This is a genomic window from Alicyclobacillus hesperidum, assembly GCF_900107035.1.
In the GTDB taxonomy this organism is placed as follows: domain Bacteria; phylum Bacillota; class Bacilli; order Alicyclobacillales; family Alicyclobacillaceae; genus Alicyclobacillus; species Alicyclobacillus hesperidum.
In genome coordinates this window covers 96,959-120,884 of the sequence record NZ_FNOJ01000004.1, presented here as the reverse complement: position 1 = coordinate 120,884, position 23,926 = coordinate 96,959, and the positions used below count along the sequence as shown (strand labels likewise).

General features: G+C 54.7%; 23 protein-coding genes. 1 reads left to right on the top strand and 22 read right to left on the bottom strand.

The annotated features are described in order from the left end of the window. Positions 1-31 precede the first annotated feature (31 nt). From BLU70_RS04335 to BLU70_RS04255, 16 genes are all read right to left on the bottom strand, one after another. The gene (locus tag BLU70_RS04335; protein ID WP_006447691.1) at positions 32-1,399 is read right to left on the bottom strand and encodes a YheC/YheD family endospore coat-associated protein; all 1,368 of its coding nucleotides are present in this window, start codon (positions 1,397-1,399) and stop codon (positions 32-34) included. Between the two features lie 3 nt (positions 1,400-1,402). Next, positions 1,403-2,548: a YheC/YheD family protein gene (locus BLU70_RS04330; RefSeq protein ID WP_074692376.1), complete on the bottom strand. Its 1,146-nt coding sequence runs from the start codon at positions 2,546-2,548 to the stop codon at positions 1,403-1,405. Between the two features lie 72 nt (positions 2,549-2,620). Next, entirely contained in the window at positions 2,621-3,157 is a 537-nt protein-coding gene (cotE, locus tag BLU70_RS04325) for an outer spore coat protein CotE (RefSeq protein ID WP_040290198.1), read from the bottom strand. A 311-nt stretch (positions 3,158-3,468) separates the two neighbouring features. Then, positions 3,469-4,413 (bottom strand): dipeptidase, encoded by a 945-nt coding sequence (locus tag BLU70_RS04315; protein WP_237716487.1) that lies wholly within the window; start codon positions 4,411-4,413, stop codon positions 3,469-3,471. Between the two features lie 33 nt (positions 4,414-4,446). After that, positions 4,447-4,707, bottom strand: a complete 261-nt coding sequence (locus tag BLU70_RS04310) for a stage V sporulation protein S (RefSeq protein ID WP_040290200.1) — start codon at positions 4,705-4,707, stop codon at positions 4,447-4,449. A 117-nt stretch (positions 4,708-4,824) separates the two neighbouring features. After that, positions 4,825-5,598, bottom strand: coding sequence for a TIGR00282 family metallophosphoesterase (locus BLU70_RS04305; RefSeq protein ID WP_040290201.1), 774 nt, complete (start codon positions 5,596-5,598; stop codon positions 4,825-4,827). A 64-nt stretch (positions 5,599-5,662) separates the two neighbouring features. Beyond that, entirely contained in the window at positions 5,663-7,210 is a 1,548-nt protein-coding gene (rny, locus tag BLU70_RS04300) for a ribonuclease Y (protein WP_006447698.1), read from the bottom strand. Positions 7,211-7,325: 115 nt separating this feature from the next. Then, positions 7,326-8,015, bottom strand: coding sequence for a regulatory protein RecX (locus tag BLU70_RS04295; RefSeq protein WP_074692369.1), 690 nt, complete (start codon positions 8,013-8,015; stop codon positions 7,326-7,328). Further along, positions 7,990-9,054, bottom strand: coding sequence for a recombinase RecA (gene recA, locus BLU70_RS04290; RefSeq protein WP_040290202.1), 1,065 nt, complete (start codon positions 9,052-9,054; stop codon positions 7,990-7,992). The genes BLU70_RS04295 and recA overlap by 26 nt, the downstream gene beginning before the upstream one ends. 221 nt (positions 9,055-9,275) lie before the next feature. Continuing rightward, a complete protein-coding gene (locus tag BLU70_RS04285) occupies positions 9,276-10,856 on the bottom strand; it encodes a DEAD/DEAH box helicase (RefSeq protein WP_074692366.1) in 1,581 nt (526 codons plus the stop codon). 23 nt (positions 10,857-10,879) lie between these two features. Next, positions 10,880-12,133 carry a competence/damage-inducible protein A gene (locus BLU70_RS04280; protein WP_074692464.1) on the bottom strand — a complete coding sequence of 418 codons (1,254 nt, stop codon included), beginning with the start codon at positions 12,131-12,133 and terminating at the stop codon, positions 10,880-10,882. Between the two features lie 53 nt (positions 12,134-12,186). Beyond that, positions 12,187-12,771, bottom strand: a complete 585-nt coding sequence (gene pgsA / locus BLU70_RS04275) for a CDP-diacylglycerol--glycerol-3-phosphate 3-phosphatidyltransferase (protein ID WP_040290205.1) — start codon at positions 12,769-12,771, stop codon at positions 12,187-12,189. Between the two features lie 59 nt (positions 12,772-12,830). Continuing rightward, a complete protein-coding gene (locus BLU70_RS04270) occupies positions 12,831-13,322 on the bottom strand; it encodes a YajQ family cyclic di-GMP-binding protein (RefSeq protein WP_006447704.1) in 492 nt (163 codons plus the stop codon). A gap of 27 nt (positions 13,323-13,349) precedes the next feature. Next, a complete protein-coding gene (locus BLU70_RS04265) occupies positions 13,350-14,312 on the bottom strand; it encodes a helix-turn-helix domain-containing protein (protein WP_006447705.1) in 963 nt (320 codons plus the stop codon). A gap of 24 nt (positions 14,313-14,336) precedes the next feature. Next, positions 14,337-15,107, bottom strand: a complete 771-nt coding sequence (locus BLU70_RS04260) for a DUF3388 domain-containing protein (RefSeq protein WP_006447706.1) — start codon at positions 15,105-15,107, stop codon at positions 14,337-14,339. A 31-nt stretch (positions 15,108-15,138) separates the two neighbouring features. Then, complete coding sequence (locus tag BLU70_RS04255; RefSeq protein ID WP_074692361.1) at positions 15,139-16,161, bottom strand: type 1 periplasmic-binding domain-containing protein; 1,023 nt, start codon at positions 16,159-16,161, stop codon at positions 15,139-15,141. Between the two features lie 146 nt (positions 16,162-16,307). Between BLU70_RS04255 and BLU70_RS04250 the strand changes: the two genes are divergently transcribed. Then, positions 16,308-16,646: a hypothetical protein gene (locus tag BLU70_RS04250; protein ID WP_058094976.1), complete on the top strand. Its 339-nt coding sequence runs from the start codon at positions 16,308-16,310 to the stop codon at positions 16,644-16,646. Between the two features lie 25 nt (positions 16,647-16,671). Here the strand turns inward: BLU70_RS04250 and BLU70_RS04245 are convergent, their stop codons facing one another. The 6 genes from BLU70_RS04245 to dapA all read right to left on the bottom strand — a co-directional run bounded on the left by BLU70_RS04245 (position 16,672) and on the right by dapA (position 23,926). Further along, on the bottom strand, positions 16,672-17,241 hold the full coding sequence (locus BLU70_RS04245) for a hypothetical protein (RefSeq protein WP_074692358.1): 570 nt from the start codon (positions 17,239-17,241) through the stop codon (positions 16,672-16,674). Positions 17,242-17,320: 79 nt separating this feature from the next. Next, complete coding sequence (locus BLU70_RS04240; RefSeq protein WP_074692462.1) at positions 17,321-19,789, bottom strand: FtsK/SpoIIIE family DNA translocase; 2,469 nt, start codon at positions 19,787-19,789, stop codon at positions 17,321-17,323. Positions 19,790-19,852: 63 nt separating this feature from the next. Then, the gene (locus tag BLU70_RS04235; RefSeq protein ID WP_006447713.1) at positions 19,853-20,062 is read right to left on the bottom strand and encodes a YlzJ-like family protein; all 210 of its coding nucleotides are present in this window, start codon (positions 20,060-20,062) and stop codon (positions 19,853-19,855) included. Beyond that, positions 20,062-20,850, bottom strand: a complete 789-nt coding sequence (locus BLU70_RS04230) for a ClpP family protease (protein WP_006447715.1) — start codon at positions 20,848-20,850, stop codon at positions 20,062-20,064. The genes BLU70_RS04235 and BLU70_RS04230 overlap by 1 nt, the downstream gene beginning before the upstream one ends. A gap of 129 nt (positions 20,851-20,979) precedes the next feature. Next, positions 20,980-22,638: a ribonuclease J gene (locus BLU70_RS04225; protein ID WP_040289478.1), complete on the bottom strand. Its 1,659-nt coding sequence runs from the start codon at positions 22,636-22,638 to the stop codon at positions 20,980-20,982. A 409-nt stretch (positions 22,639-23,047) separates the two neighbouring features. Beyond that, positions 23,048-23,926, bottom strand: a complete 879-nt coding sequence (gene dapA, locus BLU70_RS04220; protein WP_006446994.1) for a 4-hydroxy-tetrahydrodipicolinate synthase — start codon at positions 23,924-23,926, stop codon at positions 23,048-23,050.

The following is a 23,926-nucleotide window of genomic DNA, read 5'->3' as shown; positions in this document are numbered from 1 at the left end:
TCTACTCCCCCCTTTTGCGCGAACGACCGCCTTAAGACGATTGCTGCGCCAGATAGATCGCGTAGCCAATGGGACGTCGAAACGATAGATCGACCAAGTCCTGCCTTCCCTTTTCCGACCGAGGCGCCTTTCGAGGTTTCGAATTAACTTCGATGATCCAGGCCTTCCCCTGCTGATCAATGCCAAGGTCGATGCCAAGTTCGCCAAATGTGCGACCCGAGCCTGCCTCCACTGCGGCGGCTACCTCTTTTGCCAAACGTCGAATCTGCGCCTTTGCCCGTCTACGATCCGCCGCACTCGGCAGGCATTCGGAAAACGCCGCGTCAACCGTCATCGCATCGCCGCCAGTGGTTAGGTTCGACGTAAAATCGCCCGACTTCGCCACGCGTGCAAACATCTTGGTGCGCTTCCACTCGCCACTCTCATCCCGCTGCATAAGAATGCGAATGTCGACAGGACGGCCTTTATAAGTAGCGAGTGCAAGGCCCTGTTGCCAAATATACGGCCGTCGACGCAAACGCGTGCGAAACGCCTCGAGGACCTCCGCTGCGGAAGCTCCTTTGCCACGCACCACCGAACGTGCACTCTGCTTTAACTCGTAAGCTACGCTGCCGTCGCGAGCCCTGACAAAGCGGGCGATGCCAAGACCGAGACTGCCATGTAGCGGTTTTAAAAAGGTCATCGAGTGGCGGTTGACAAACGCGATGGCTTCACGCCATGTACGGTGTCGAATCGTCTCCGGAACGTGGCTGGAAACGTCGGAATCCTGCAACCACTCGTACACCTCCCATTTATCGAAGAAGCCGTCGTTGAAAAACTTGTTGCCATACTTTTTGGAAAGCGCGGCCCGCTTTTCTTGCAACTTCGGATCGCGTTCGATTTTTCGCGATACCAGCTGATCGTAAATGACATCGGGCAGCGGGAACGGTCGACGCACCCACTTGCCATCATCGAGCGTATAACCCGTCACATTTCCCTTTGACAAGTCTATGTCAGTGAGATGGAATAGGAAGCAGCGGGCCCCTTGCTCCTCGGCAATCTCGACCATTCTACGCAACCCCTCGAGTTGCCCGCTTGGCCGCAGCGTCTGTTTTGCCTTGTCCCAGCGCGGATTGGCGAGAATCCCAATAAGCGGGCCAAGCCGAATTTGACTATCCGAAACGGTGGCGTAAAACGTCCACCCGTCGGCCGCTAAGCGAAGCCTTCGGGCGGCTGTTTTGCTAACCGCGAGGGTGTCGACGGGGATTCGAGCATCTGGCACCAAGCGCACCGTCAGTTTACGCCCGCCGTAGGCGCATTCCATTTGTGTGCTCTGGCATCCAAACGAAGGATGTGTCCGAATCACGGCCTCCGAACTGTCAAACGTTTGAATTTGCACCTGCGCTCGTTTGCCATTCATCGCTCACGACTCCCTTCCCGCACTTTGGCCGCGACGCCGTGCGGCTTTGATAACATATTCAATGAGCGATTCGAGTGACAGACGGTGCAAATCTGCATCAAGTACACGCAACATGCGCCTGCCGGGTGTAGGGTTGACTTCAAACACAAAAACATCGGCCTGTTCGGTCACAGCGAGATCGATCCCGACCTCTGCGAACGGGCCGTGACGTGCGCCCAACCTTTGCGCAATGCGAGTGGCTACCTCGTCCATGGTGCGTAGAACCGCATCGCTCTGCTTTGTCCCCACGGCAAGTTCGACCAGATCCTCGGCACAAACCGCCTGCCCACCTGTGTGAATGTTGGTGGTCACCGCACCACGCCTACCCATCCTGCCGACGCGTGCCACAATCACAGGATCTTCGCTGTCACAAACCAACCAGCGAAAGTCATACGGCGCACCATCTTTGCGAGGCAGTTGCACCGCATCTTGGACGATGGCGCGACGCAATCCGGTTTCCTGCCAAAAGGCCAGGCAGGCTGCCTCATTGCGCAAGGATCGCGTGATGGTCTCCGTTTCTGGGCGAAACTCCGAACTGACTTGATCCAGCGTCCGGTCAACAAGGCGGCGTTCCCATGTAGCGACCACATCGCGCCCGCGACGCTCAAGGTGATAGATGGAGACCCCTCGCGAGCCGCCTGGCGGTTTCAGGTAGACGTCCATGCGCGACTGCAGTGCCGCGTACAGCTGTTTGCCGCTCGTGCAAAGTGTCGTGCGTGGCAGGTGACAGCGCACAAGCGGATCGCGACTCAGCCAACTGTACAAACTCCACTTGTTCCCACTTTGTCGCGGTAGCGTGTGCAGTAACCCACTCTTTCGCAACTCCGTTAACTCGCGCGCAGCCGAAACAGGTTTGTGCGTAAATACCCCCGATCTACGCAGTACGATGTCAGGGTCGACACCTGACACACGCACCCAGCGTCCGGATTGGAAGCGAAAACCGCGGCGTGAAGAGAAATCGCCCGGCGTGAGGACGATCACCGTGACACCGCAATCGTCACCATATGTAGTGAGTTCCTCAAACATTTTGGTCTGTTCGCCAAACAACCGATCTTTCGCAATGGGGCCATCCACGTATAATGCCAGGACGATGCGTTTCTTGCTCTCCATCCGCTTCACCCCCAGTGCCCTAGACAGAAGAATGGGGCGACACGTCGCCCCATTTTTTCGAAACGCACGGCTTCAGTCTTCGATCTCGACTTCTTCCAGCACGCTTTCTTCCTCAAAGAAATCCACGTCTTTTTTCTCGGCCAAGTCGGCTGTGATGACGCACAACTTCGTTTGGCCGATAATTTCAACGCCTAACTCCTTTTCGACGCGAACCAACACTTCCGACCCGTTCCCGGTCAAGGTCGCATCCAGGCAATTCGGGCTTTGTACGACGTGTACACGAACTTCCCGCGAGTCACGTACACATTCGTCGTCTACATCACGCAAAGCAATTTGTTCGACATAGGTGACGGTCTCTTTCGCGATCGCGGTGTCTGAATTGTTGTTGTACGAGTACCATACGTTGATATCAAAGCGGCCACGAACTTCGACATAATCGCCAACCAACTCGGCTTCGTACACATGGTTCATCACCCAGCAACCGCCAATTGTGCTGGGCCGGTGCGTCGGACGTACAGTGTACGTCGTCTGCGCATATTTATTGCCCCGGCCACAGACCGCGTTCGCCATGATTTCACGGTAGCTGAGGTCCTTACTTGAGAGCACCATGCGGCAACCTCCTCTGTGCGTCCCCGGGCGACGTCGGTCGCTTGCGCCCGGAGCTGATGGTCTATCGGTATGCGAGGCGGAAAGCTGTGGTGAACGCCGTGCCGTTCTCCGATGGAAGGTGCTTTCGCCCATCCGCAACCACAGCACATCGTATGCGCTTGCCCAAAGAGGTGCGCATGGCCAGGACGTTGGCATTGCAAATTGGGCAATCGCCTAAAAAGCCCAACCATATCGCCTTCTGGAACGACAAAAAGCCGTTCCAACCATGGAACAGCTTCTTTGCCTGCAATATTCGTCATTTCATGAAACGTTCACGGCGGCAATTGTCGCTGTAAAAACGCCTCAAAGTTGCCAAACAGAACGGCGCTACCAAGTTCGCGCCCATATCTGTCGAGCACTTGCTGTGCAAACGGCGCATAATCCCGACTCGCCGTCAAGCCCACAATGTCGTTTGACGTGCCGTCGAAGTCGGAGCCAAACCCAACGTGGTGCTGACCGCCCAACTCCAGGATATGATCCAGGTGGCGAAATACATCGTCGATTCGCACCTGGCCTTCCGCGACAAAACGCGCCTCAAAGGTCAGCCCAATCCACCCTTGACGGCGGATGATTTCCCGGATGGTATCGTCCGTTAAATTACGACGATGGGCATGCACCGCGCGAGCGTTTGCATGCGAGGCCATCACCGGTCCATCCGTCAGGCGCAGGACATCGCGCACGCCGGCGTCGTGCAGATGGGCGAGATCGATCCACATCGACAGATGCTGCATCTCTCGTAGCACATCGCGACCGGCACGCGTCAGGCCGCCACCGCGAAGTTCGCCGCAACCGTCAGCCAATTCATTTGCGTCGTTCCAGGTCAGGCCGACGCCTCGCACGCCCAGGTGATGAAGAATGCGCAGCACTTCGACACTGCCGCGCAGGCACCCAGCCCCTTCGAGCGACAGTAATGCCGCCAGCTGCTGTTGCTGACGAGCCATGCGCAAGTCCTCGCGCGTTCGTATGGCCCGGATGCTAGCCAATGACGCAATTTGCTCGTAGAAGGCATCGATCTCGCGCAGCACCGCGTACAACTGCGTAGCCGGGTCCCATTTGGGCTCGACGAACAGCGCGAACACCTGAGTCGCGACGCCGCCTTGTTGAAGAGACGCATAATTGGCTGCAAGCTCTGGATGATCGCTGTGGAATCGAATGTCGGGATTGAGCAATTTCATCAAGACGTCGACGTGCGCGTCGGCCACAGGTATTCGATTCAACGCGTAAGTCCCCTCTCTGGTGCCAGGCTTCTCCTATCGCGGCTCGACCAACAGCCGGATGGCCGTGCGATCTTCACCGTCGATCTGGATGTCTGTAAAAGCCGGTATACAAATCAAATCGACGCCGCTTGGCGCGACAAAACCGCGTGCGATAGCGACGGCTTTCACCGCTTGATTCAATGCACCCGCTCCGATAGCCTGGATTTCAGCCGCGCCTTGCTCGCGCAACACCCCTGCCAAAGCCCCCGCAACGGAATTCGGATTGGACTTTGCCGAGACTTTTAATACATCCACGATGAAATGACCTCCTCTATCCCCCGTCGGCAGTAGGACACTATACGATATTCGGCACTCCCCGCTTTATGCCAACGGACAGTGCAAACCGACATGCGGAATGACGAAGAAGTCACCTTATGCCAACTCGCGATAAATTGGCGTGATCGATCTCGCTCGACCATCGTCGCCCAGTTCAATGGACACGGCGCAAAATTGGCGCGGGCCGTCTGCCACTTCAAAACGACTGGGCAAATGCGTACGCATGCGCTCTATCACGGGGTCTCTTCGCATCCCGAGAATCCCATCGCGCGGGCCCACCATCCCAACGTCCGTGATATACGCTGTCCCGCCAGGCAGCACCCTTGCGTCAGCAGTGGGCACATGCGTATGTGTTCCGATCACGGCTGACACGCGCCCAGCAAACGCCCAGCCAATAGCCAACTTTTCAGATGTCGTCTCTGCGTGCACGTCGACAATGACATGACGTATCTGTGGATGCGCGGCAAGAACCTCATCCAATGCGTCGAACGGACAATTTAACTGGCTCAAAAATGTGCGCCCCATGACGTTCACAATCAGCACGTCAACCTGTTGAACGCGACAGATGGTAAATCCCCTTCCCGGTGTCCGCTCGGGATAATTGAGCGGGCGCACAATCCGCCTATCATCGTCGATAAACTCAAAAATTTGTCGCTGATCCCAAGTGTGATTGCCCATTGTCAAAATTTCAATACCGGCGTCGTACAACTCTTCTGCGGATTTTCGGGATAATCCCTTTCCCCGTGTCGCGTTTTCCGCATTGGCGATGACAAGATCGGGCCGTAACTCCACGAGAAGTTCGTCCAAAATCTCACGTGCACAGCGCCGCCCGGGTTCACCAACAATATCCCCTAGAAATAAAATGTTCATTGCACTTTCCTTTCCCTGATTGCCACTCTCGTACCGTAAAAAAATAGAGTAGCCGACGGCTACCCTATTTTGCGTATTCAACGGCTCTAGTTTCTCGAATAACAGTCACCTTAATCTGACCAGGATAATCGAGCTCATTCTCGATCTTCTTCGAAATTTCTTTGGCCACAAGGGCGGACTCAGCATCGTCGACCAATTCTGGTTTCACGATGATACGAATCTCACGTCCTGCCTGGATGGCATAGCTCTTCTCCACCCCGGCAAACGACTCCGCAATATGCTCAAGTTTCTCCAGACGTTTCATGTAAATCTCGAGCGTTTCGCGGCGCGCTCCCGGACGAGCTGCCGAGATCGCGTCCGCAGCCGCGACGATCACCGAGATAGGCGACGAGAACTCCACATCGCCGTGGTGCGCCGCAATACAGTTGATGACAATTGGGTGCTCCTTATATCGGCGCGCCAAATCGACACCGATTTCGACATGAGAACCTTCCACTTCATGAGTCACAGCCTTGCCAATGTCGTGCAACAAACCGCCGCGCCTAGCCAGTGCTACGTCCAACCCAAGCTCGGCGGCCATCATGCCGGCCAGATGCGCTACTTCAACAGAATGTTTGAGCACATTCTGGCCGTAGCTGGTGCGGAAACGAAGCCGACCCAGAAGTTTCACTAGATCCGGATGCAAACCATGAACATTCGTATCGAACGTCGCCTGCTCGCCCTGCTCACGAATCAGCTCGTCAACATCGCGCCGAGCTCGTTCGACCATTTCCTCGATACGAGCAGGATGAATGCGACCATCGGCAACCAATCGCTCCAAAGCCACTTTAGCAATTTCACGGCGAATCGGATCAAAACCGGAAAGGATGACCGCTTCCGGCGTATCGTCGATAATTAAATCGATACCCGTTAAGGTCTCAAGTGTACGAATGTTCCGACCTTCCCGCCCGATGATGCGACCCTTCATTTCGTCATTGGGCAACGTCACGACAGATACCGTGATTTCAGACGCGTGGTCCGCCGCACACCTTTGAACTGCATTGGCGACGATATCGCGAGCACGTCTGTCCGCTTCTCGCTTCGCTTCCTGCTCAATCTGTTTGACTAGCATGGCGGCATCGTGCCGCGTCTCGCGTTCAACCTGGTCGAGAATCAGTTGTCGCGCACTTTCTCTGGTCAGCCCAGAGACGCGTTCCAATTCACGGACCTGTTCCTGACGTAACGCTTCAATCTCCTCACGCAACGCTTGTACAGACTGTTCCTCACGACGCAATTCTTCAGCTTTCTGCTCTTGCAACTCCAACTTTCGATCCAGCGACTCTTCCTTTTGGAGGATGCGCCGCTCCATCCGTTGAATCTCATTGCGCCGTTCGCGAAGCTCCTTCTCCGCCTCCAGGCGGATGCGGTGCGTCTCTTCTTTTGCTTCCAAAACCGCTTCTTTTCGGCGAGCTTCCACATCGCGTTGAGCCGATTCTATAATCTGCAATGCACGCGCTTCAGCAGTGCCGATTTTCGATTCGGCCATCATCCGCCGAACGAAATAACCAATCGCAAGTCCAATCGCTAAACAAACAACGATGACAACTACAAACAGCCAAACGGGAACGCCCAAGGCTATGCCTCCCTGCTCCGGTCGACGATCAACCGTTCGCGTCAACAATGACGTGTTCGAGCTAGAGGCCGTACATGATACGCACTTTCATTGTACGTGTTCTGCCAGAACGGTGTCAAGAAAAGGGCGTTGACGGACCGTCATCAGTATGTTCCATCGCGCTTGCGGCCTTGCGGGCGATTTCCGCGGTGAACCCCTTTTGTTGTAGATACGAAATTAAGCGCAACCTGTCCTTCTGCTCTTTCATGGCACCGCGACGCCGCAAGTATTTCAACGCGTATTGGAAGGCCGCTGTCAGTTGTGCTTCTTCCGATACGGTCTTGACAATTGTCATACGGGCAATCTCCGGAGACACTCCTCGTTGCCTGAGGCGCATCCAAATTTGCCGTTGCCCCAGTTTGTCCGCTGCAGCCTCGACGAACATCGCAGCATAGGCTTCATCGTCGACAATCCCTCTATCGTAAAGCCTTCTCATCACGCGCTCTACTGCATCTTCCGGACATCCTTTGCGCATGAGATAGTGATAGACTTGCTGAGCGGTTTTGACGCGCCCGGTCAAGTACGACAGAGCCTTTTGTTCGACCTCGGCATCTGTTGCACGCATTTCCAATTCCGCATAGAGAACGCTGTCGACATTCATACCTAATTTTAGACCGAGATCGACCCAATCAGTGACAGCGATGACGAGTGAGGCGGCCTGTTGAAAATGCACGCGAACCAGACTGGCAGATTTGCCGCCAGCTGGTTCACGACCCACAATGCTATCAAATGTGTTTTCCTTAGAGTGTATCGAACTCAAATTCATCTTCGCCTACATCCTCTGCATCTGCTTCGAGCGATTGGATAGGCTTAGCACCCGTTACATGGTAATACTCACGGACGGCCGTTTCGATCTGCGCAGCGAGCTCAGGATGTTCCTTTAAGAACAGTTTCGCGTTTTCGCGCCCCTGTCCGAGCCTTTCTTCGTTGTACGAATACCAGGCCCCACTCTTTTGGATGATGTCGATTTCTGTCGCGATGTCGATTAAACTACCTTCCCGGGAAATGCCCTCACCGAACATGATATCGACATCAGCTTGCCGAAACGGAGGTGCCACTTTGTTTTTCACGACCTTGATGCGGGTGCGGGAGCCAACGACGTCGTTCCCTTGCTTAATGGCTTCCGCACGGCGTACTTCGAGACGAACCGATGCGTAGAACTTCAACGCTCGACCACCCGTCGTTGTCTCCGGATTGCCAAACATGACGCCAACCTTTTCGCGAATTTGGTTAATGAAGATGGCGATGGTCTTCGACTTGCTGATGGCTCCCGCGAGTTTGCGCAAAGCCTGGGACATCAAACGGGCCTGTAGGCCGACGTGCGAGTCCCCCATGTCGCCCTCTAATTCATTTTTTGGAACCAAGGCTGCCACAGAATCGACGACAATCACATCAACGGCACCACTGCGGACGAGAGCTTCCGCAATTTCAAGCGCCTGCTCCCCCGTATCTGGTTGCGAGATGAGCAATTCATCGATATTCACGCCGAGCTTCTGCGCGTAGACTGGATCAAGCGCGTGTTCGGCATCGATAAACGCGGCTTGTCCACCGAGTTTTTGAACCTCGGCAACCGTATGCAAAGCTACGGTGGTCTTACCCGACGACTCTGGCCCATAAATTTCAATAATTCGTCCACGTGGCAAACCACCGACTCCAAGCGCGATATCGAGCGCGATGGAACCTGTTGGAACCGTCTCAACATTCATCGAAGCAGACGCCTCGCCCAGCCGCATGATGGATCCTTTACCGAATTGCTTTTCAATCTGCTTGAGGGCCATTTCTAAAGCCGCCCGTTTATCTCCCATCTCACACCATCCTCAAAGCCGGTCACCGGCGGTGAATATCAAACTAGTTCGCGATCCCTCGCGCCTTTCCTTTGACATTATTGTATCAGTGACTGATAGAAATGCAAACACCTGTTCGCTCTTGATGAAAATATTTTCTCCACGCACGTAGTGATAGCTTCATCAAAAAGCCGTCGAGCCACCCCATATAAGGGCTGCTCGACGGCCGCCATGCACCGCCGTCAACGCCGACTTGAACGCGGCTTTGCCGGCTCCAAATTGACACGCGTACCATTGATCCGACTTTGACGCAATGCCTCGTAAACAAAAGGAGCACTATCTTGCTCTACTTCGATAAACGTAAACTTCTCAAACATATCGATCCGCCCCACGGCTTCACCGGGAACGCCAGCCTCTTCCGAAATCGCACGGACAAAATCCGCCGGACTCATGCGCGCGGTGCGCCCAATGTTGACAAAGAAGCGAACCATGCCCGGCCGTGCGCCCGTATCGCCAAAATCGTAGTCATCTCCTTCTGCGCGTGTTCCATCGCCCGAAGTCAATAACTTTAACAGGGCCGATGCGATGTCGATGGGATCGTGCTCGTCCACCAAACCGCCGAGGATCGCCCGGTACTGACCGAGGCCGCCTTCGCGCAGAACGTCTAGCACGCGGTTGCGCCACATCTCCGCCTGGCGTTCCGCGACGTCTTCCAGTGACGGGACGTCACGCACATCCATGGTCACCTTCGTTTCGCGCTCGATCTGTTTCAAAAGCTTATACTCGCGCGGTGTGACCAAGGTGATCGCCAAACCGTGCTTGCCGGCACGTCCTGTACGACCAATGCGGTGCACATACGATTCCGGATCCTGTGGAATATCGTAGTTGACGACGTGTGTGACATCGTCGACGTCAAGACCGCGCGCCGCTACGTCGGTCGCCACGAGCAGCTCGATTTCATTGCGCCGGAATCTGCGCATGACGCGATCGCGCTGAGCCTGGCTTAAATCGCCGTGTAAACCGTCCGCCATGTAGCCGCGTGCCAGCAACGCCTCGACCAGATCGTCGACGCCCCGCTTTGTGCGACAGAAAATGATGCCAAGCTGGATTTCTTCGCTGTCGACAATTCTGCACAGGCTTTCCAGCTTATTGCGATCCAGCACTTTGTAACAAATCTGATCGATACGCGGAACCGTCACTTCGCCACGGTTGACCGTCACGTGACGCGGGTCGCGCATATATCGTCCGGAGAGCCGCTTGACTTCGCTCGGAAATGTCGCGGAGAACAGCAAGGTTTGCCGTTCCTCTGGAGTCTCTCGCAAAATCGCTTCAATATCGTCAATAAAGCCCATATCTAACATCTCATCCGCTTCGTCGAGCACGACCATGCGCACTTGACCAAGCTGCAACGTGCCGCGGCGAATGTGATCCAATACGCGGCCTGGTGTGCCAATCACGATGTGAACACCCTGTTTAAGGGCCCGAATCTGGTGACCAATCGATTGCCCACCGTAAATCGGAACCGAGCGCACACGCTTGTACTTCGCAATCTTTCGGATCTCGCCAGCCACTTGAATGGCAAGCTCGCGCGTCGGAGTGAGCACAATGGCTTGCACGTGCGGATCGGGAGTCATCATTTCGACGAGCGGAATACCAAACGCGGCGGTCTTACCGGTACCGGTCTGGGCCTGTCCGATCACGTCGACACCTTCCATGACAATGGGGATGCACGCCGCCTGAATCGGCGACGGCGCTTCGAACCCCATATCGTGAATCGCCTGCAACACGCGGCGATGTAAACCGAACTCTTCAAACAAAGACATGCTCTCAACCTTTCTTCGACAAATTACATATGGTCATCTATCAACTGCAGGAGGCGCCAACATGCCTGCTTGCAGCTGCGCAACCGAATTTGTGCTCGTGAACCGCGCAACTGTAAACGATAGACGCGCGTCTCGCGATTGTCTGCAACCGCAACATACACCAGTCCGACCGGTTTCGCTTCTGTACCACCGCCGGGCCCAGCGATGCCTGTGATACCAACGCCAAAGTCGGCCCCCAAGGCACGGCGAACACCTTCCGCCATCTCCTTGGCCGTCGCTTCGGACACCGCTCCGTCTTGCGCCAGCGTGTTGGCGTCTACGCCGAGGAGGCGCTCTTTGACCTGATTGGCGTACGCGACGACGCCCCCGACAAAGGCCTCTGAACTACCCGGAATGTCCGTTAGCAGTTCAGCCAACATACCGCCCGTACAACTTTCCGCCACCGCGAGCGTTCGCCCTTGCTTGCGCAGTCGCCCGATCACGACGGACGGCAACGAATCATCATCCTCCCCATAAATAAACGGTTGGAAGCGGCTACGAATCTCCGCTTCGACCGGTTCGATCAGCTTGCGCGCGGCCTCCTCCGTGTCGGCCGTCGCGGTGATCCGCAAAAGCATCTCGCCTTCTCCGGCATACGGAGCAACCGTCGGGTTATCTCCAGAGGTGAGATCGGCAATCTGAGCGTCGACATCCGACTCGCCGATACCACAGAAGTGTAACATTCGGGAAACCAACTTGCGCTCGCCGCCGAATCGTTCGACGAGTCGTGGAATTACATGATCCCGCAGCATGGGGCGCATCTCAAGAGGAGGGCCCGGCAGGAGGAAAAAGTGAACACCGCGATCGAAAATATACTGACCTGGCGCCGTCCCATTTGGATTCGGGAGCCACTGCCCACCCTCGATACACAGCGCCTGTTTACGATTCTGTTCCGGCATCGGCCGCTGTCTGCGCGCAAAATACTGCACGATGTCAGCCAGAGCCTCCTCCGACATCACCAACTTGCGCTCGAGAAAACGAGCGAGCGCCTCTTTGGTCAAATCATCGCCTGTCGGTCCAAGCCCGCCCGTGGCAATGACGACGTTAGAACGCTGGGCCGCCGTCGCAAAAGCATTGACAATGCGCGCTTCATTGTCTCCTACTGCACCGTGATGGTACACGTACAGTCCGTGTTTGGCAAGCTCCTGCGAAATGAACTGTGCATGTGCGTTGTGAATTTGACCAAGGAGAATTTCCGTACCTACCGCCAGCAGTTCGGCGCGGCAGTCATTCGACATGTCCACCATCCCCATCCTTAATGACGGTCTGCGCAAACAGTTGGTTCACCCGATCACGATGCGTGCGGCGTCTGGATCATCTGCTTGTTTTTCAAAAAGTAATCGAGACCCGACAACACGGTCATCGCCACCATGACATAAAGCATGATATCTGCGGCCGGGACATGTACGGCCGAAAACGGAAAATTGTTGAGCATAAGCAAGACCATGCCGACCATTTGCGTAACAGTCTTCCACTTGGCAAACTTGCTCGCAGCGATCACGACACCCTCAGCGGCCGCGATCAACCGGAGACCTGTCACGGCAAATTCGCGACTAATGATGACGATGGCGACCCATGCAGGCAAGCGTTGCATCTGCACCAAACTGATGAGCACGGCAGAGACGAGCAACTTATCAGCCAGTGGATCGAGAAACTTGCCAAAATTCGTGACCATTTTCTGTTTGCGAGCGATGTATCCGTCCAAGCCGTCCGTCGCAGCAGCCAGTACGAAAATAAACGCTGCGATAACTTCTCCGCCCGTGGTCGTCTGTCCATTCAGCGTGAACGACCCAAAATTGTAGTGCAAAAGCAAGATCACGCAAACGACGGGGACCAGAAAAATCCTGGCCAAGGTAATTCGATTCGCCAGATTCAAACGCCCACGCTCCTCTGCTCCGCGTCGATGCCGCTTACCAGCGGCGTGTCCACGGCGCGTCAGCGGTAATTCGTAAACTGCAGAGGAATATCCAAATCGGCTTCGCGAAGCATTTGGATGACCGCCTGCAGATCGTCCCGACTTTTGCCGGACACCCGCACCTGGTCTCCTTGAATCTGCGCCTGTACCTTGATTTTTGAATCCTTGATCAACTTTGTGATGCGCTTTGCTACATCCGCGTCGATGCCTTGTGCAAGCGTAACCGTCTGTCGAACAGTTCCTCCAGCGGCCGGTTCGACCTTGCCCGGCTTCAACGCCTTCAAGGACACATTTCGCTTCACCAATTTGGTCTGCAACACATCATATACTTGCGAGAGTTTGTACTCGTCGTCCGAAAGCAGCGTCAACTGCCCATCTTCCAAATGAATCTCACTCTTACTTCCCTTAAAGTCGAACCGCGTCTCGATTTCGCGGCGCGCTTGGTCGACGGCATTGGTGACCTCTTGCAGATCGACCTTGGATACGATGTCGAAAGACGCTTCTTTTGCCATGGTACCGCTCCTTCATCAAATTTCACATTAACCTTGTCGTTGCAACACAATGACAGGGGCCCAATTGATATTCGGCAAAGCAACCGGATGTCCATTTACAGACAACTGCACGCCTTGCACGTGTCCTAGATGAATCGTGACGTTCTGATTGGCCGAAAACGTCTTGGATTGACCAGCATTCAACAGATCGTTTGGATCGACATTGGCTCCATCTGCGGTTGCACTCATCCAGAGTTGCCCGGATACGACCTGAACATCCACCTGCAGGTGCGTGACATGCAAAACCTTATATGTATAAGCTCCATTGGCGTATGGCTCGGCGACGATTTGCACGGCAGGTGCTGGTTTTACTGGCTTCGACGCCGCCGTGTTGCCAGTGCTGTTAACGGTATTGCCAGTGACACTGTTGGACTGTTGACGATGGACGGTCGTCTGCGGTTTGCTCGCCGTCTTTACAGGCTCTTTCGTCGAACCTTTGGCTCCGCGATGATCGTGAATAAGAACATACGCCCCACCAATGACGACAAACGCCGCGAGGATCAGTGCACCTTGTCCAATCCAAGCCCCGGAACGCCGGACGCGATCGCGCTTTGGCTGACTGCTGGTGCGGTCAGCCCGCGGACGGCTGCGTTGAAACTCGTTGAGTGAACGCGGTTCGACCATCTTCGCGGCCGGTTTGCGCTCCATCTCCACTGAGCCCGTCTCGCGCTTCTGCGCATCTGGCGAAGGCGGGCGCACGGTTTCATGGGCCGATCCACTTTCCCGACCATCGACGTATCGTTGCAACAGTTCGACACCATCGAGCCCTAACACTTCTGCATACGTGCGAACGAACCCGCGCGCGTATACCCGACCAGGCAAGACGCTCCAATCCCCGTCTTCAAGCGCCTCGACGTATCGCTTTCGGATTTTCGTCCGCTCTTCGATATCATCCAGCGTCAACCCAAGAGATTCTCTTTTTGAACGCAGAATCTGGCCAAGTTCCTGCACGGGTCGTCCTCCCTTGTCCACTCGTCACTGATTTGTCCAGGTTGACGGATCGTCTTCCACCATATCATATCGCAATTCCTCTTGAGGCTCGCGCCGCAGTTCAATGATCAAGTCGAATAGATCCCAAGTATATCGCGAACGTTTTACAAATACGTCAGGATGCTCGATCACGATGGGAGCTTTCATGCGAAGAATTTCGTCCACACATTGCAGATGATCCTCCCCGCCGCGCAAAACCGATACAGCACCATCAATAATATACACGAATTGATCCGATAAAAACTCGTTCGACGGGAGCTCGCGCATGATGGTCTGCTTAAGAAGTGTGGAAGAAACGAACAACCACCGTTTATTCGCATAAACACTTGCCGCGACGACAGCTTCCGTCTTTCCGACGCGTGGCTGCCCCCGCACGCCAATGACCTGTTTGCCAGGACGCTTTAACAACTCGCCCAAAAAGTCGACTAGCACACCAAGTTCATCGCGGACAAAACGATACGTTCGCTTTTCCGTATCACTTCGTTCGATAAACCGCCCATGGCGCAAGGCCAACCTATCGCGCAAAGTCGGTTCGCGTAGCGCGGTCACTTCGATGTCTTCCATCGAATGAAGCATCGTCGTCAAGACATCGAGAATATCCGGGCGATCGACGCGAATTAAAAACCCCCGGCCAAACTCCGAAACACCCGATAATTGTACGATGTTCACGCCAAGCATGCCAAGCAGGGACGAGATGTCGCCAAGGAGTCCTGGCCGATCCCGCTTGATTTGATACTGAAAATAATACTCTGCCACCGATTTCGGCTCCTTTCAGCTTTGCCGCACCTTACGATAATCCGAACTCGTTCGCCAACTGCGCGCGCGTGGTTGGAGAAAGCGCGGCAAATTGGGCTTGCCACGAGCTTGCCGTCTGCTCCGCATCCACCTCAAATTTCGCCCAGGCTAGGACAACCGAGGCGGGCACTACGGCTGTATTGAGCGAGACGGAACTCAGATCCACCACGGATTGCTGGCCGGAGCTCCACGACTTTGCCTGCAATTGGGACAGTGCATCCCGAACGCGCGAGGATGCCAGATGCCCAGGTTCAATGGCAGGGGTTGTTCCTGTAAGAGACTGGGCAAAGGAATAGACAGTCGCCGTTTGTGCCGATATCGCAGCGAGTTGAGCCGCACTTGGCTGGTTGCCAACGACTGCGACGGACACAGTTGGATAAAGAATAGGAAAACCGGGTCCGTTGAGAGAAACCAGCGGAATCACGTTTGCCGCGGGATCACTTTGGTAAAGACCCGCGAAAAATGCCTTTTGTTCATCACTCGGCGCGGACGAAGGCAAATATCCAATTTTGGGTTGTCCAGCATATCCGTACGTCGATGTTGATTTCGCGACGAGTTCGTTCATGTTGACCCCTACTAAATAGCCGATGGCATAGGCAATGGTATCGGGATCCATGGCGAGCGCACTTAGGTTGGCCAACTGTGGCAAGGTAGCCGGCCAATCACTGACAACGACAAATCGAACCTTTGGATGTTGGCGTGCAAGTTGCGCAACAGATTGAAGTATCGGGTTTGCAGAGTGAACTACAATGACAACGCCATTGACGCCCTGATTGGCGAGGATTTGGTCTACCTGTGTCAACATATCTCCGGCAGTTGCGTGCACGACTTCCGTTGACACCCCCCCACCCTCTGCCACCGCGGTAGCATTGGCGGCAAACGGTGGGTTGTCTACATCGACGACGATTGCGGCCGACTTCTGAACTTGCGGTTGCATAGCACTCAAATCCGGTGCACCGCAGCCCACGAGGGCAAAACTGAAACAGAGTAAGGAACCCAGATACAGCCGTTTCAAACCCGTTGTCAACTCCTATGCAAATCCCGGTGAGCTCGACATATGCTCACACTCATAGACACCATTGTACCTGTTTCAATCCATGCTTGCCTTTACGTTTTCCGTCTTACATAATGTGTATGAAAGGATGAATCCCATTGGCCTATATGCATGGTGAACATCTCTCAGTCGCGAAGGCATTGTACCAGCTTGAGTTTTATCTAGATCAACTCAACACGACGTTCGATATCTATCATCTCTATTCAGAAGCGTATCGAGAACAGCGTGGGAGCTTCTACGACGAACGGTGGTTATATTACTTAGATGACAACCCACAAGTGCAAGACTGTCTCGATGAGTCGTTTACGTTACAGACCATCGTCGAGACGCTTTTGCGCACGGGCCATGAGCCGTTGGTTCGAGCTCTGATGCGTGCTTTTCGACGCGAGCGAATTTCTATCACGCAACGATTCATGTATGGTGCAACACCAAGGCGGCGCCCGTAACAGGCGCCGCCTTTGCCACACTTGTCTAGTTTTCCGGCTTCAACTCGAGCCACTCCTCATTCGCCGAACTCGCATCGCGCTGGGGAGAGGACGCGAGTGCGGAGGCGAGATCGCCGTTCATCGTCGATGTGGCCAGAGAGTCATACGCGTCTTTCCCCAATCCTGCAGTGCCAACGAGAGTTCCGTCCTCTGTAAATGTGATTTCTGCTTCACTAATTGGCTCCGAGAGAGAATACACATCGCGAAAGAACGCATTAACCAGCGACCGCATCGCCGTATCCGCTGTGCCAGACGGAGGAATCGCTCCGTTTTGCCCACTCACATCAACCATCGCCGACACGACAAAACGATTGTCGCCGAGCCCATCAGGAAGAATCGCCATATCATAGAGACCACTGACGTTTGCCAGAGCCGACGTCACCGTATTCACCATCGCATCTGTCGGCGCCGTATCCGCTGTCGTTCTCCCCGCCGCCACAGGGACAGACGACGCTCCGTTCGTTCTTGGCAACAACCGATTCTGCGTCAGCGCGTAGCCTGCCAGAAGCGCGACCGCAAGCGCCGTCGCGCCCCACCACACACTTTTACCCGACATTTTGACGTCCTCTCCTCGCCCCATCAAAACTGCTACAACTACATATATGGACGGGAAAGGACAAGTATGCTGACCGGGCTCAGCCTTCCTGTGGACGTGTGAAAGACGCTTTGGCCTGCAACCACTGTTCTTTAGAGATCAAAACTTCACGCGGCTTGCTCCCCTCAAACGGGCCTACAATACCACTTTGCTCCATTTGATCGACAATTCTTGCCGCCCGTGAATATCCAATGCGGAATCGGCGTTGCAACATCGACACAGAAGCCTGTCCCAAATCGACCACGAGATCTACAGCATCCATGAACAAGCTGTCCAGTTCCGGTCCATCTTCACTAGGTTCCGACTCTTCGGCCCCGGTGTTCAAATCCACCGTGTAAACAGCCTGTTGCTGGTTCTTTACGTATTCGACCAGACGTTCGATTTCCAATTCCGAAACGAACGCACCTTGAACGCGTGTCGCTTTCGCTGCACCGACTGGCAGGTAGAGCATGTCGCCTCGCCCAAGCAACTTTTCGGCGCCACCCCCGTCAAGAATTGTCCGCGAGTCGGCCATCGATGACACGGCAAACGCGATACGGCTCGGGATGTTCGCTTTGATGAGACCTGTAATGACGTCGACCGACGGCCGCTGTGTCGCTACAATCAAGTGAATTCCTGCCGCACGAGCCATCTGTGCAATCCGACAGATGGCGTCTTCGACATCACCCGGAGCCACCATCATAAGATCCGCGAGTTCGTCCACAATCACGACAATGTACGGCAAAGGATCGAGCCCTTCTTCGCGCAACAAATGATTGTAGCGTTCAATATCGCGTGCCCCCCGCTCCGCCATCAACTGATAGCGATTCTCCATTTCTTGCACGACTTTTTTTAGAGCAAAAGCAGCTTTGCGCGGGTCGATCACAACAGGTGCCAGAAGATGTGGAATGCCGTTGTAGCCGCTGAGTTCCACCATTTTGGGGTCAATCATCAACAGTTTGACTTCATGCGGTTTTGCCCGCATCAGTATCGAGGCAATCATACCGTTAATACAAACACTCTTACCAGATCCTGTAGCCCCTGCGACCAAGAGGTGCGGCATCTTTTGCAGGTCGCCTACAATCGGTGCACCCGTAATATCCCTGCCGAGTGCAAGCGCAAGTTTGGCGGACGACTTTTGAAATTCGGGCGACTGTAAAACCTCGCGCAAAGAGACGATTGCGACCTCATCGTTGGGCACTTCGATACCGATCACGGACTTGCCCGGAACCGGCGCTTCCATTCGAATGTCGCGAGCTGCCAGCGCAAGCGCGATATCATCGGTCAGACCAACGATGCGCGAGACCTTGACGCCCGCGGCCGGTTGCAATTCATACCGCGTTACCGTAGGTCCGCGATTGATCTCCACAACTGTCGCCTGCACTCCAAACGACTGTAAGGTCGCCTGTAGCTTTTGCGCATTTTCGTGCGCACTGGCCGACGAAAAACCCGATGGCGGGGCTGTCGGCATGTCGAACAAAGTGAGTGGCGGCAGTTGGTAGTTGTCGTCATGGACCATTGGCCCCACTTCGTACTCTGGCATCGCCGAGTGTTCCCGAGTCGGCGGCGAAATCGGCTTTTTTGGTGCAGTTACCGCGTCAGGAAAGCGCACGACCAAACCCTTGTCCGCCGTTTCCACCAGAGCATCCTGACCGTCGTCGAATGCTTCCTGGTGTGGCGCGGTCATCATATCCATCGCATGTTGTCGCGCGCGCGCGGCAAAGTCGTGGATGACGGGCGGGGGGACGTCCCTTTCACCCGCGTCGGCAGTCGCCGAAACAGGCTCTGTTGCCCCTGCATGGGTTTCATAGACCTCACCATCGATCACGATGGTGGGCCGCCGCCGGCGACGCGGAGCCTCTTCTTCAATTTCCGGTTGCTCGTCTTTCTCCGCCTGAAAGACAGCCCCGGTTTGCCGCTTGACGGTCTTCCACAGGCCGTCAAGTGCGCGCTCCGTAAAGCGAGACCCCTTGCCAATCGCGCTCACGAGGGAGATCTGCAAAACGAGTGCGATGCCAATCAATCCCCCTGCGACAATCACGAGCCGCGGACCGATCTCATATGTTTGCGGCGAGTTAAACAACATGTGAAGAAGATAAAATATGAAAAACCCCACCAAGCCTCCGCCAGCACTTGGCGGAGTACCAGTCGTCGGTGCGAAGATGTAGCCGCGCAGTTCTTGCAAGGCCGTCCATTCGCTTGCAAGAAAGTGATTCTGCAATCCTTGATCAGCAAGATTGGAATAAAAATTCATTTCGATGAGCGCAAGAATACATAACAATAAAATAAGCAAGCCAAGATGCCGACTATCCCATACAAAACGCGAACGACGAACCATCATGTAGATGGCTGCGTAACCAACGAGGATGGGAATTAAAAAGTACCAACTGCCAGCTAAATAAATGCTCACGGCAGCCAAAAATTGCCCGACATAACCGAGGCGTCCAAGCGCCAAGGCGCATCCCGTCAACATAGCGAGACCGGTGACCTCGTACTTGAGGACATTTTTCTGTTGTTGTTTGCGTGCCACGAACCCCACCAGCCCTTTCCTCAGACTGAAGATTCGTGGCTACGTCGGCATTTTCCTGCCTGTTCAACCGTAAAAGGGCATACCTGGCTGCCAGTCCGGTCGCAAATAATCGCTCGCATAAGGACTGATCAAGCGCTCGATCACGGCTTTCCCATTGGACTGGCGCGCTATGATCAGACGCGCTTGTCCTACGACGGCCTCTTCATATGACACCTTTGGTGGTTCGTTCCAGCCCGCAAAGATTTCAGCGTCGGACAGCGTTGTCCAATGCATTATTGAACCACCCCCGTCACGACTTGAGATGCTTTGCGTTCCTGGATGAGTTCGCGCAACTTGTGCATCGCTTGCCCCAGCCCGCCAACTTCATCACAGAGTCCATACTTGACCGCGTCGCGGCCAATCACCGTGGTTCCGATGTCCTTCGCCATTTCACCAGTGTTTAACATGAGCGACCGAAATACGTCTTCCGTGATTCGCGAGTGTTCGACGACGAAGCGGGTCACGCGATCCTGCATTTTTTCAAGGTACTCAAAGGACTGCTGTACGCCGATCACCAATCCGTTCAAACGAACAGGATGGATGGTCATACTTGCGGATTCGGCGATGAACGTGTAGTTTGCACTGACCGCGATCGGAACGCCGATCGAGTGCCCACCTCCAAGCACGATGGACACCGACGGTTTGCTCAGCGACGCCACCAACTCGGCGATTGCAAGACCCGCTTCGACATCTCCGCCCACCGTATTCAGGATGAGAAGCAAGCCGTCAATCTTATCACTTTCTTCCACCGCCACAAGCTGTGGAATCACGTGCTCGTACTTCGTCGTCTTGTTTTGGGGAGGTAACACCATGTGGCCCTCGATCTGGCCGATGATAGTCAGGCAGAAAATGTCGCTGTCCGGCGCCGTTGCTGGACTCGTCACACCCAGCGCGGAAATATTCTCGCTTTGCGAACTTTGCGCTTCTTCCTCCGCCTCCTGCAAAAGCGGCTCGGTTCGTGCAAAAGGGCGTCCGCCTGTGCTCATGATTGCATCGTAAGCAGCTTTTCCTTGCCTATTCATCGTACCCTACTCCTCTCTGCCGATGTAGTATCGACCCTGACGCAAAAACCGATACGCGCCGTCCAAACACGAAAACGGCTACCCATGCATCTGATGGGTAGCCGCTCATGCACTTGTGGCGGTTAAACATTAAGCTTCCATAATGATAGGCAGGATCATCGGACGGCGCCGCGTTTGTTCGAACAGGTATCGACCCAACGTATCACGAACCGCCGTTTTCAACGAAGACCACTCGCTCACATTGTCGGAGACCAGTTTGGCCAGCGTCGTTTCAACCAACTTGTTCGCCTCATCGAGCAATGCCTCTGACTCGCGAACATACACAAATCCGCGTGAAATGATATCAGGCCCTGACAAAATGTGTCCAGTCGCCTTGGACAACGTCACTACGACAACCAGAATCCCATCCTGAGACAGCAGTTTGCGATCACGCAGGACAATATTCCCCACATCTCCGACACCAAGCCCGTCGATCATCACAGTGCCAGCGGGTACCTTGCCGCCGAGACGAGCGCGTCCATCCTCAAACTCCACGACATCGCCTAATTCTGTTATGAAGATATGATCCGGGTCGACCCCGAGTTGAATGGCGAGATCGGCATGTGTGCGCTGCATACGGAACTCACCGTGTACCGGCAAGAAATATTTAGGCCGCACAAGTTGCAACATCCATTTCAACTCTTCCTGGCTACCGTGACCCGACGCGTGCACGCCGCGGTAAATGACATTAGCCCCAGCGCGGAACAGTTGATCAATCGTGCGTGCCACATACTTTTCATTTCCGGGTATTGGTGAGCTTGCCAAAACGACGGTATCGCCCGGTACGATCTCGATTTTACGATGTGCAGCGCGAGCCATTCGAGTCAAAGCCGACATGGGCTCGCCTTGGCTGCCCGTCGAGAGGATCACAAGCTTGGACGGATCCAGTTTGTTGACATCGTCCGCATCGATCAACGTCTCCGGCATCGCCTCCAAATATCCGAGTTGTAGCGAAGTCTGGATGTTGTTGACCATGCTACGACCAACCACCGCTACACGTCGACCGTACTTTTCAGCAGCCCGAATCATGAGTTGCAGACGGTGGATATTGGAGGCAAACGTCGACATAATCACGCGCCCTGGCGCCTGGGCAATAATCTCGTCGATTTTCGCGCCGACACTGAGTTCAGACGGCGTATACCCGGGTCGCTCCGCATTGGTGCTATCACCAACCAGCGCAAGTACGCCTTTGGCCCCCCACGCCGCTAGTTTGTGCACGTCCGCCTGACGACCGTCGACTGGCGTTTGATCAAATTTGAAATCGCCTGTATGAATCACGACGCCTTCCGGGGTTTCGATGGCGAAACCGACCGTATCCGGAATGCTGTGGTTCACGTAAAAGGCCGAGATCGTAAAATCGCCGATTTGAATATTCGAATTGCCGTCGATGGCGATTAACTTCGCGGAGTCATTCAACCCATGCTCGCGCAACTTGTGCTCGACGAGCCCGAGCGTGAGTCGCGTGCTGTAAACAGGAACATTGATTTCCCGCAACACATAGGGAAGGCCTCCGATATGATCTTCATGTCCGTGTGTCAGGAAAATACCTCGGATTTTATCGCGATTTTCCACCAAGAACGTAATGTCTGGAATCACAATATCGATTCCGAGCATATCCTCGTCTGGAAACTTCAATCCTGCATCGACAATGATCATGTCATTGCCGTACCAATAGAGAGTCATATTCTTCCCGATTTCCCCAACTCCACCCAGGGGGATAATCGAGAGTCTCGATCTGTTTTTAGCCATTCGGCACCTCCATCACAAAACTTTCCAATTCAAGCGACAAGCACACACCGCGAACAAAGCAAACCGCTTAACAGCTCGTCCCTGCTGTGTAGGCAGAATACTTCGCGAAAGCGCTTCGTCCACACGCCGTGCCATATTGTGCCTAGTCGAAAGCGGACAGACTGAACCGTTCCGTTCCCTCAGCCGTCGCGCAATTCGTTTCGCTTCGTTCATCTTGTGTTCGTCCGCACCGATGTACCGCGAATGACAAACGAACACCAAGTCGAGAAGGCCGCACATGTCACTATCGCATTCATTATACCTGGGGAACGCAAGCCGAACAACCCACACGTCCCTTTGCCCGCTAAGATGGCAACAGGCGGCCCGGGATATTCCCAGAGCCGCCTGTTGGATGCGAAGGCCATACTATTTAGATGACACCAAGACCATTAAGGAGTGTGACCAGATGTTCGCGCAGAGCCGCAGAGGCCGGTAGTAGTGGAGCCCGAACAGAGCCGACGTCCATACCGACAACAGACAAAGCCTCTTTGACCGGCGCCGGACTCGCGGTGGCAAACATCGCCTCAAAGATGGGCAACAAGCGTCCGCTCCAGTATGCAGCTTCATCTGTCTGCCCCTGCCAAAACAAATCCATCATCGTGCGAATCTGCTTGCCAACTACGTGGCTTGCAACGCTGACAACGCCTGCGGCCCCGATACTTAACATCGGCAACGTAAACTTATCATCACCGCTATAGAGCAGAAAATCGTCCGGCTTCTCCGCAGCGATATGCAGAATTTGCGTGAAATCGCCACTTGCCTCTTTCAAGGCGACAATGTTCGGGATTTCTGCCAGCTGCAGGGCCGTCTCCGCTTGGATATTGACCCCAGTGCGGCCCGGGACATTGTAAATCATGACAGGCAAAGTCGTCGACTCGGCAATCGTGGCAAAGTGCGCATAGAGCCCGTCTTGTGAAGGTCGATTGTAATACGGCGCTACCAGCAGTATACCTTGCACGCCTAAACGCGCCGCCTCGAGTGTCAATTCGACGGAATCCTTCGTCGAATTTGTACCCGTGCCCGCGATGACTGGGATGCGACCATCGACCGCGCGCAACGTGGCATCAAATACTCTTAACTTTTCGGCATGGGACAAGGTTGGCGATTCGCCTGTTGTCCCTACGGCTACGATGGCCGTCGTCCCCGTTTCGATCAGGTGATCGACCAACGGTTTGAGCGCTCCTTCGTTCAAGGCCCCTGATGTATCAAACGGCGTCACCATCGCCGTGATTAAGCTACCAAAATCCAT

What these genes read in the sequence shown, in the direction of transcription:
- BLU70_RS04335 (WP_006447691.1), bottom strand. Translation starts at nt 1,399, where the DNA reads ATGAATGGCAAACGAGCGCAGGTGCAAATTCAAACGTTTGACAGTTCG.
- BLU70_RS04330 (WP_074692376.1), bottom strand. Translation starts at nt 2,548, where the DNA reads ATGGAGAGCAAGAAACGCATCGTCCTGGCATTATACGTGGATGGCCCC.
- cotE (WP_040290198.1), bottom strand. Translation starts at nt 3,157, where the DNA reads ATGGTGCTCTCAAGTAAGGACCTCAGCTACCGTGAAATCATGGCGAAC.
- BLU70_RS04305 (WP_040290201.1), bottom strand. Translation starts at nt 5,598, where the DNA reads ATGAACATTTTATTTCTAGGGGATATTGTTGGTGAACCCGGGCGGCGC.
- BLU70_RS04295 (WP_074692369.1), bottom strand. Translation starts at nt 8,015, where the DNA reads ATGAATTTGAGTTCGATACACTCTAAGGAAAACACATTTGATAGCATT.
- recA (WP_040290202.1), bottom strand. Translation starts at nt 9,054, where the DNA reads ATGGGAGATAAACGGGCGGCTTTAGAAATGGCCCTCAAGCAGATTGAA.
- BLU70_RS04285 (WP_074692366.1), bottom strand. Translation starts at nt 10,856, where the DNA reads ATGTCTTTGTTTGAAGAGTTCGGTTTACATCGCCGCGTGTTGCAGGCG.
- BLU70_RS04280 (WP_074692464.1), bottom strand. Translation starts at nt 12,133, where the DNA reads ATGTCGAATGACTGCCGCGCCGAACTGCTGGCGGTAGGTACGGAAATT.
- BLU70_RS04270 (WP_006447704.1), bottom strand. Translation starts at nt 13,322, where the DNA reads ATGGCAAAAGAAGCGTCTTTCGACATCGTATCCAAGGTCGATCTGCAA.
- BLU70_RS04250 (WP_058094976.1), top strand. Translation starts at nt 16,308, where the DNA reads ATGCATGGTGAACATCTCTCAGTCGCGAAGGCATTGTACCAGCTTGAG.
- BLU70_RS04245 (WP_074692358.1), bottom strand. Translation starts at nt 17,241, where the DNA reads ATGTCGGGTAAAAGTGTGTGGTGGGGCGCGACGGCGCTTGCGGTCGCG.
- BLU70_RS04235 (WP_006447713.1), bottom strand. Translation starts at nt 20,062, where the DNA reads ATGCATTGGACAACGCTGTCCGACGCTGAAATCTTTGCGGGCTGGAAC.
- BLU70_RS04230 (WP_006447715.1), bottom strand. Translation starts at nt 20,850, where the DNA reads ATGAATAGGCAAGGAAAAGCTGCTTACGATGCAATCATGAGCACAGGC.
- BLU70_RS04225 (WP_040289478.1), bottom strand. Translation starts at nt 22,638, where the DNA reads ATGGCTAAAAACAGATCGAGACTCTCGATTATCCCCCTGGGTGGAGTT.
- dapA (WP_006446994.1), bottom strand. Translation starts at nt 23,926, where the DNA reads ATGGATTTTGGTAGCTTAATCACGGCGATGGTGACGCCGTTTGATACA.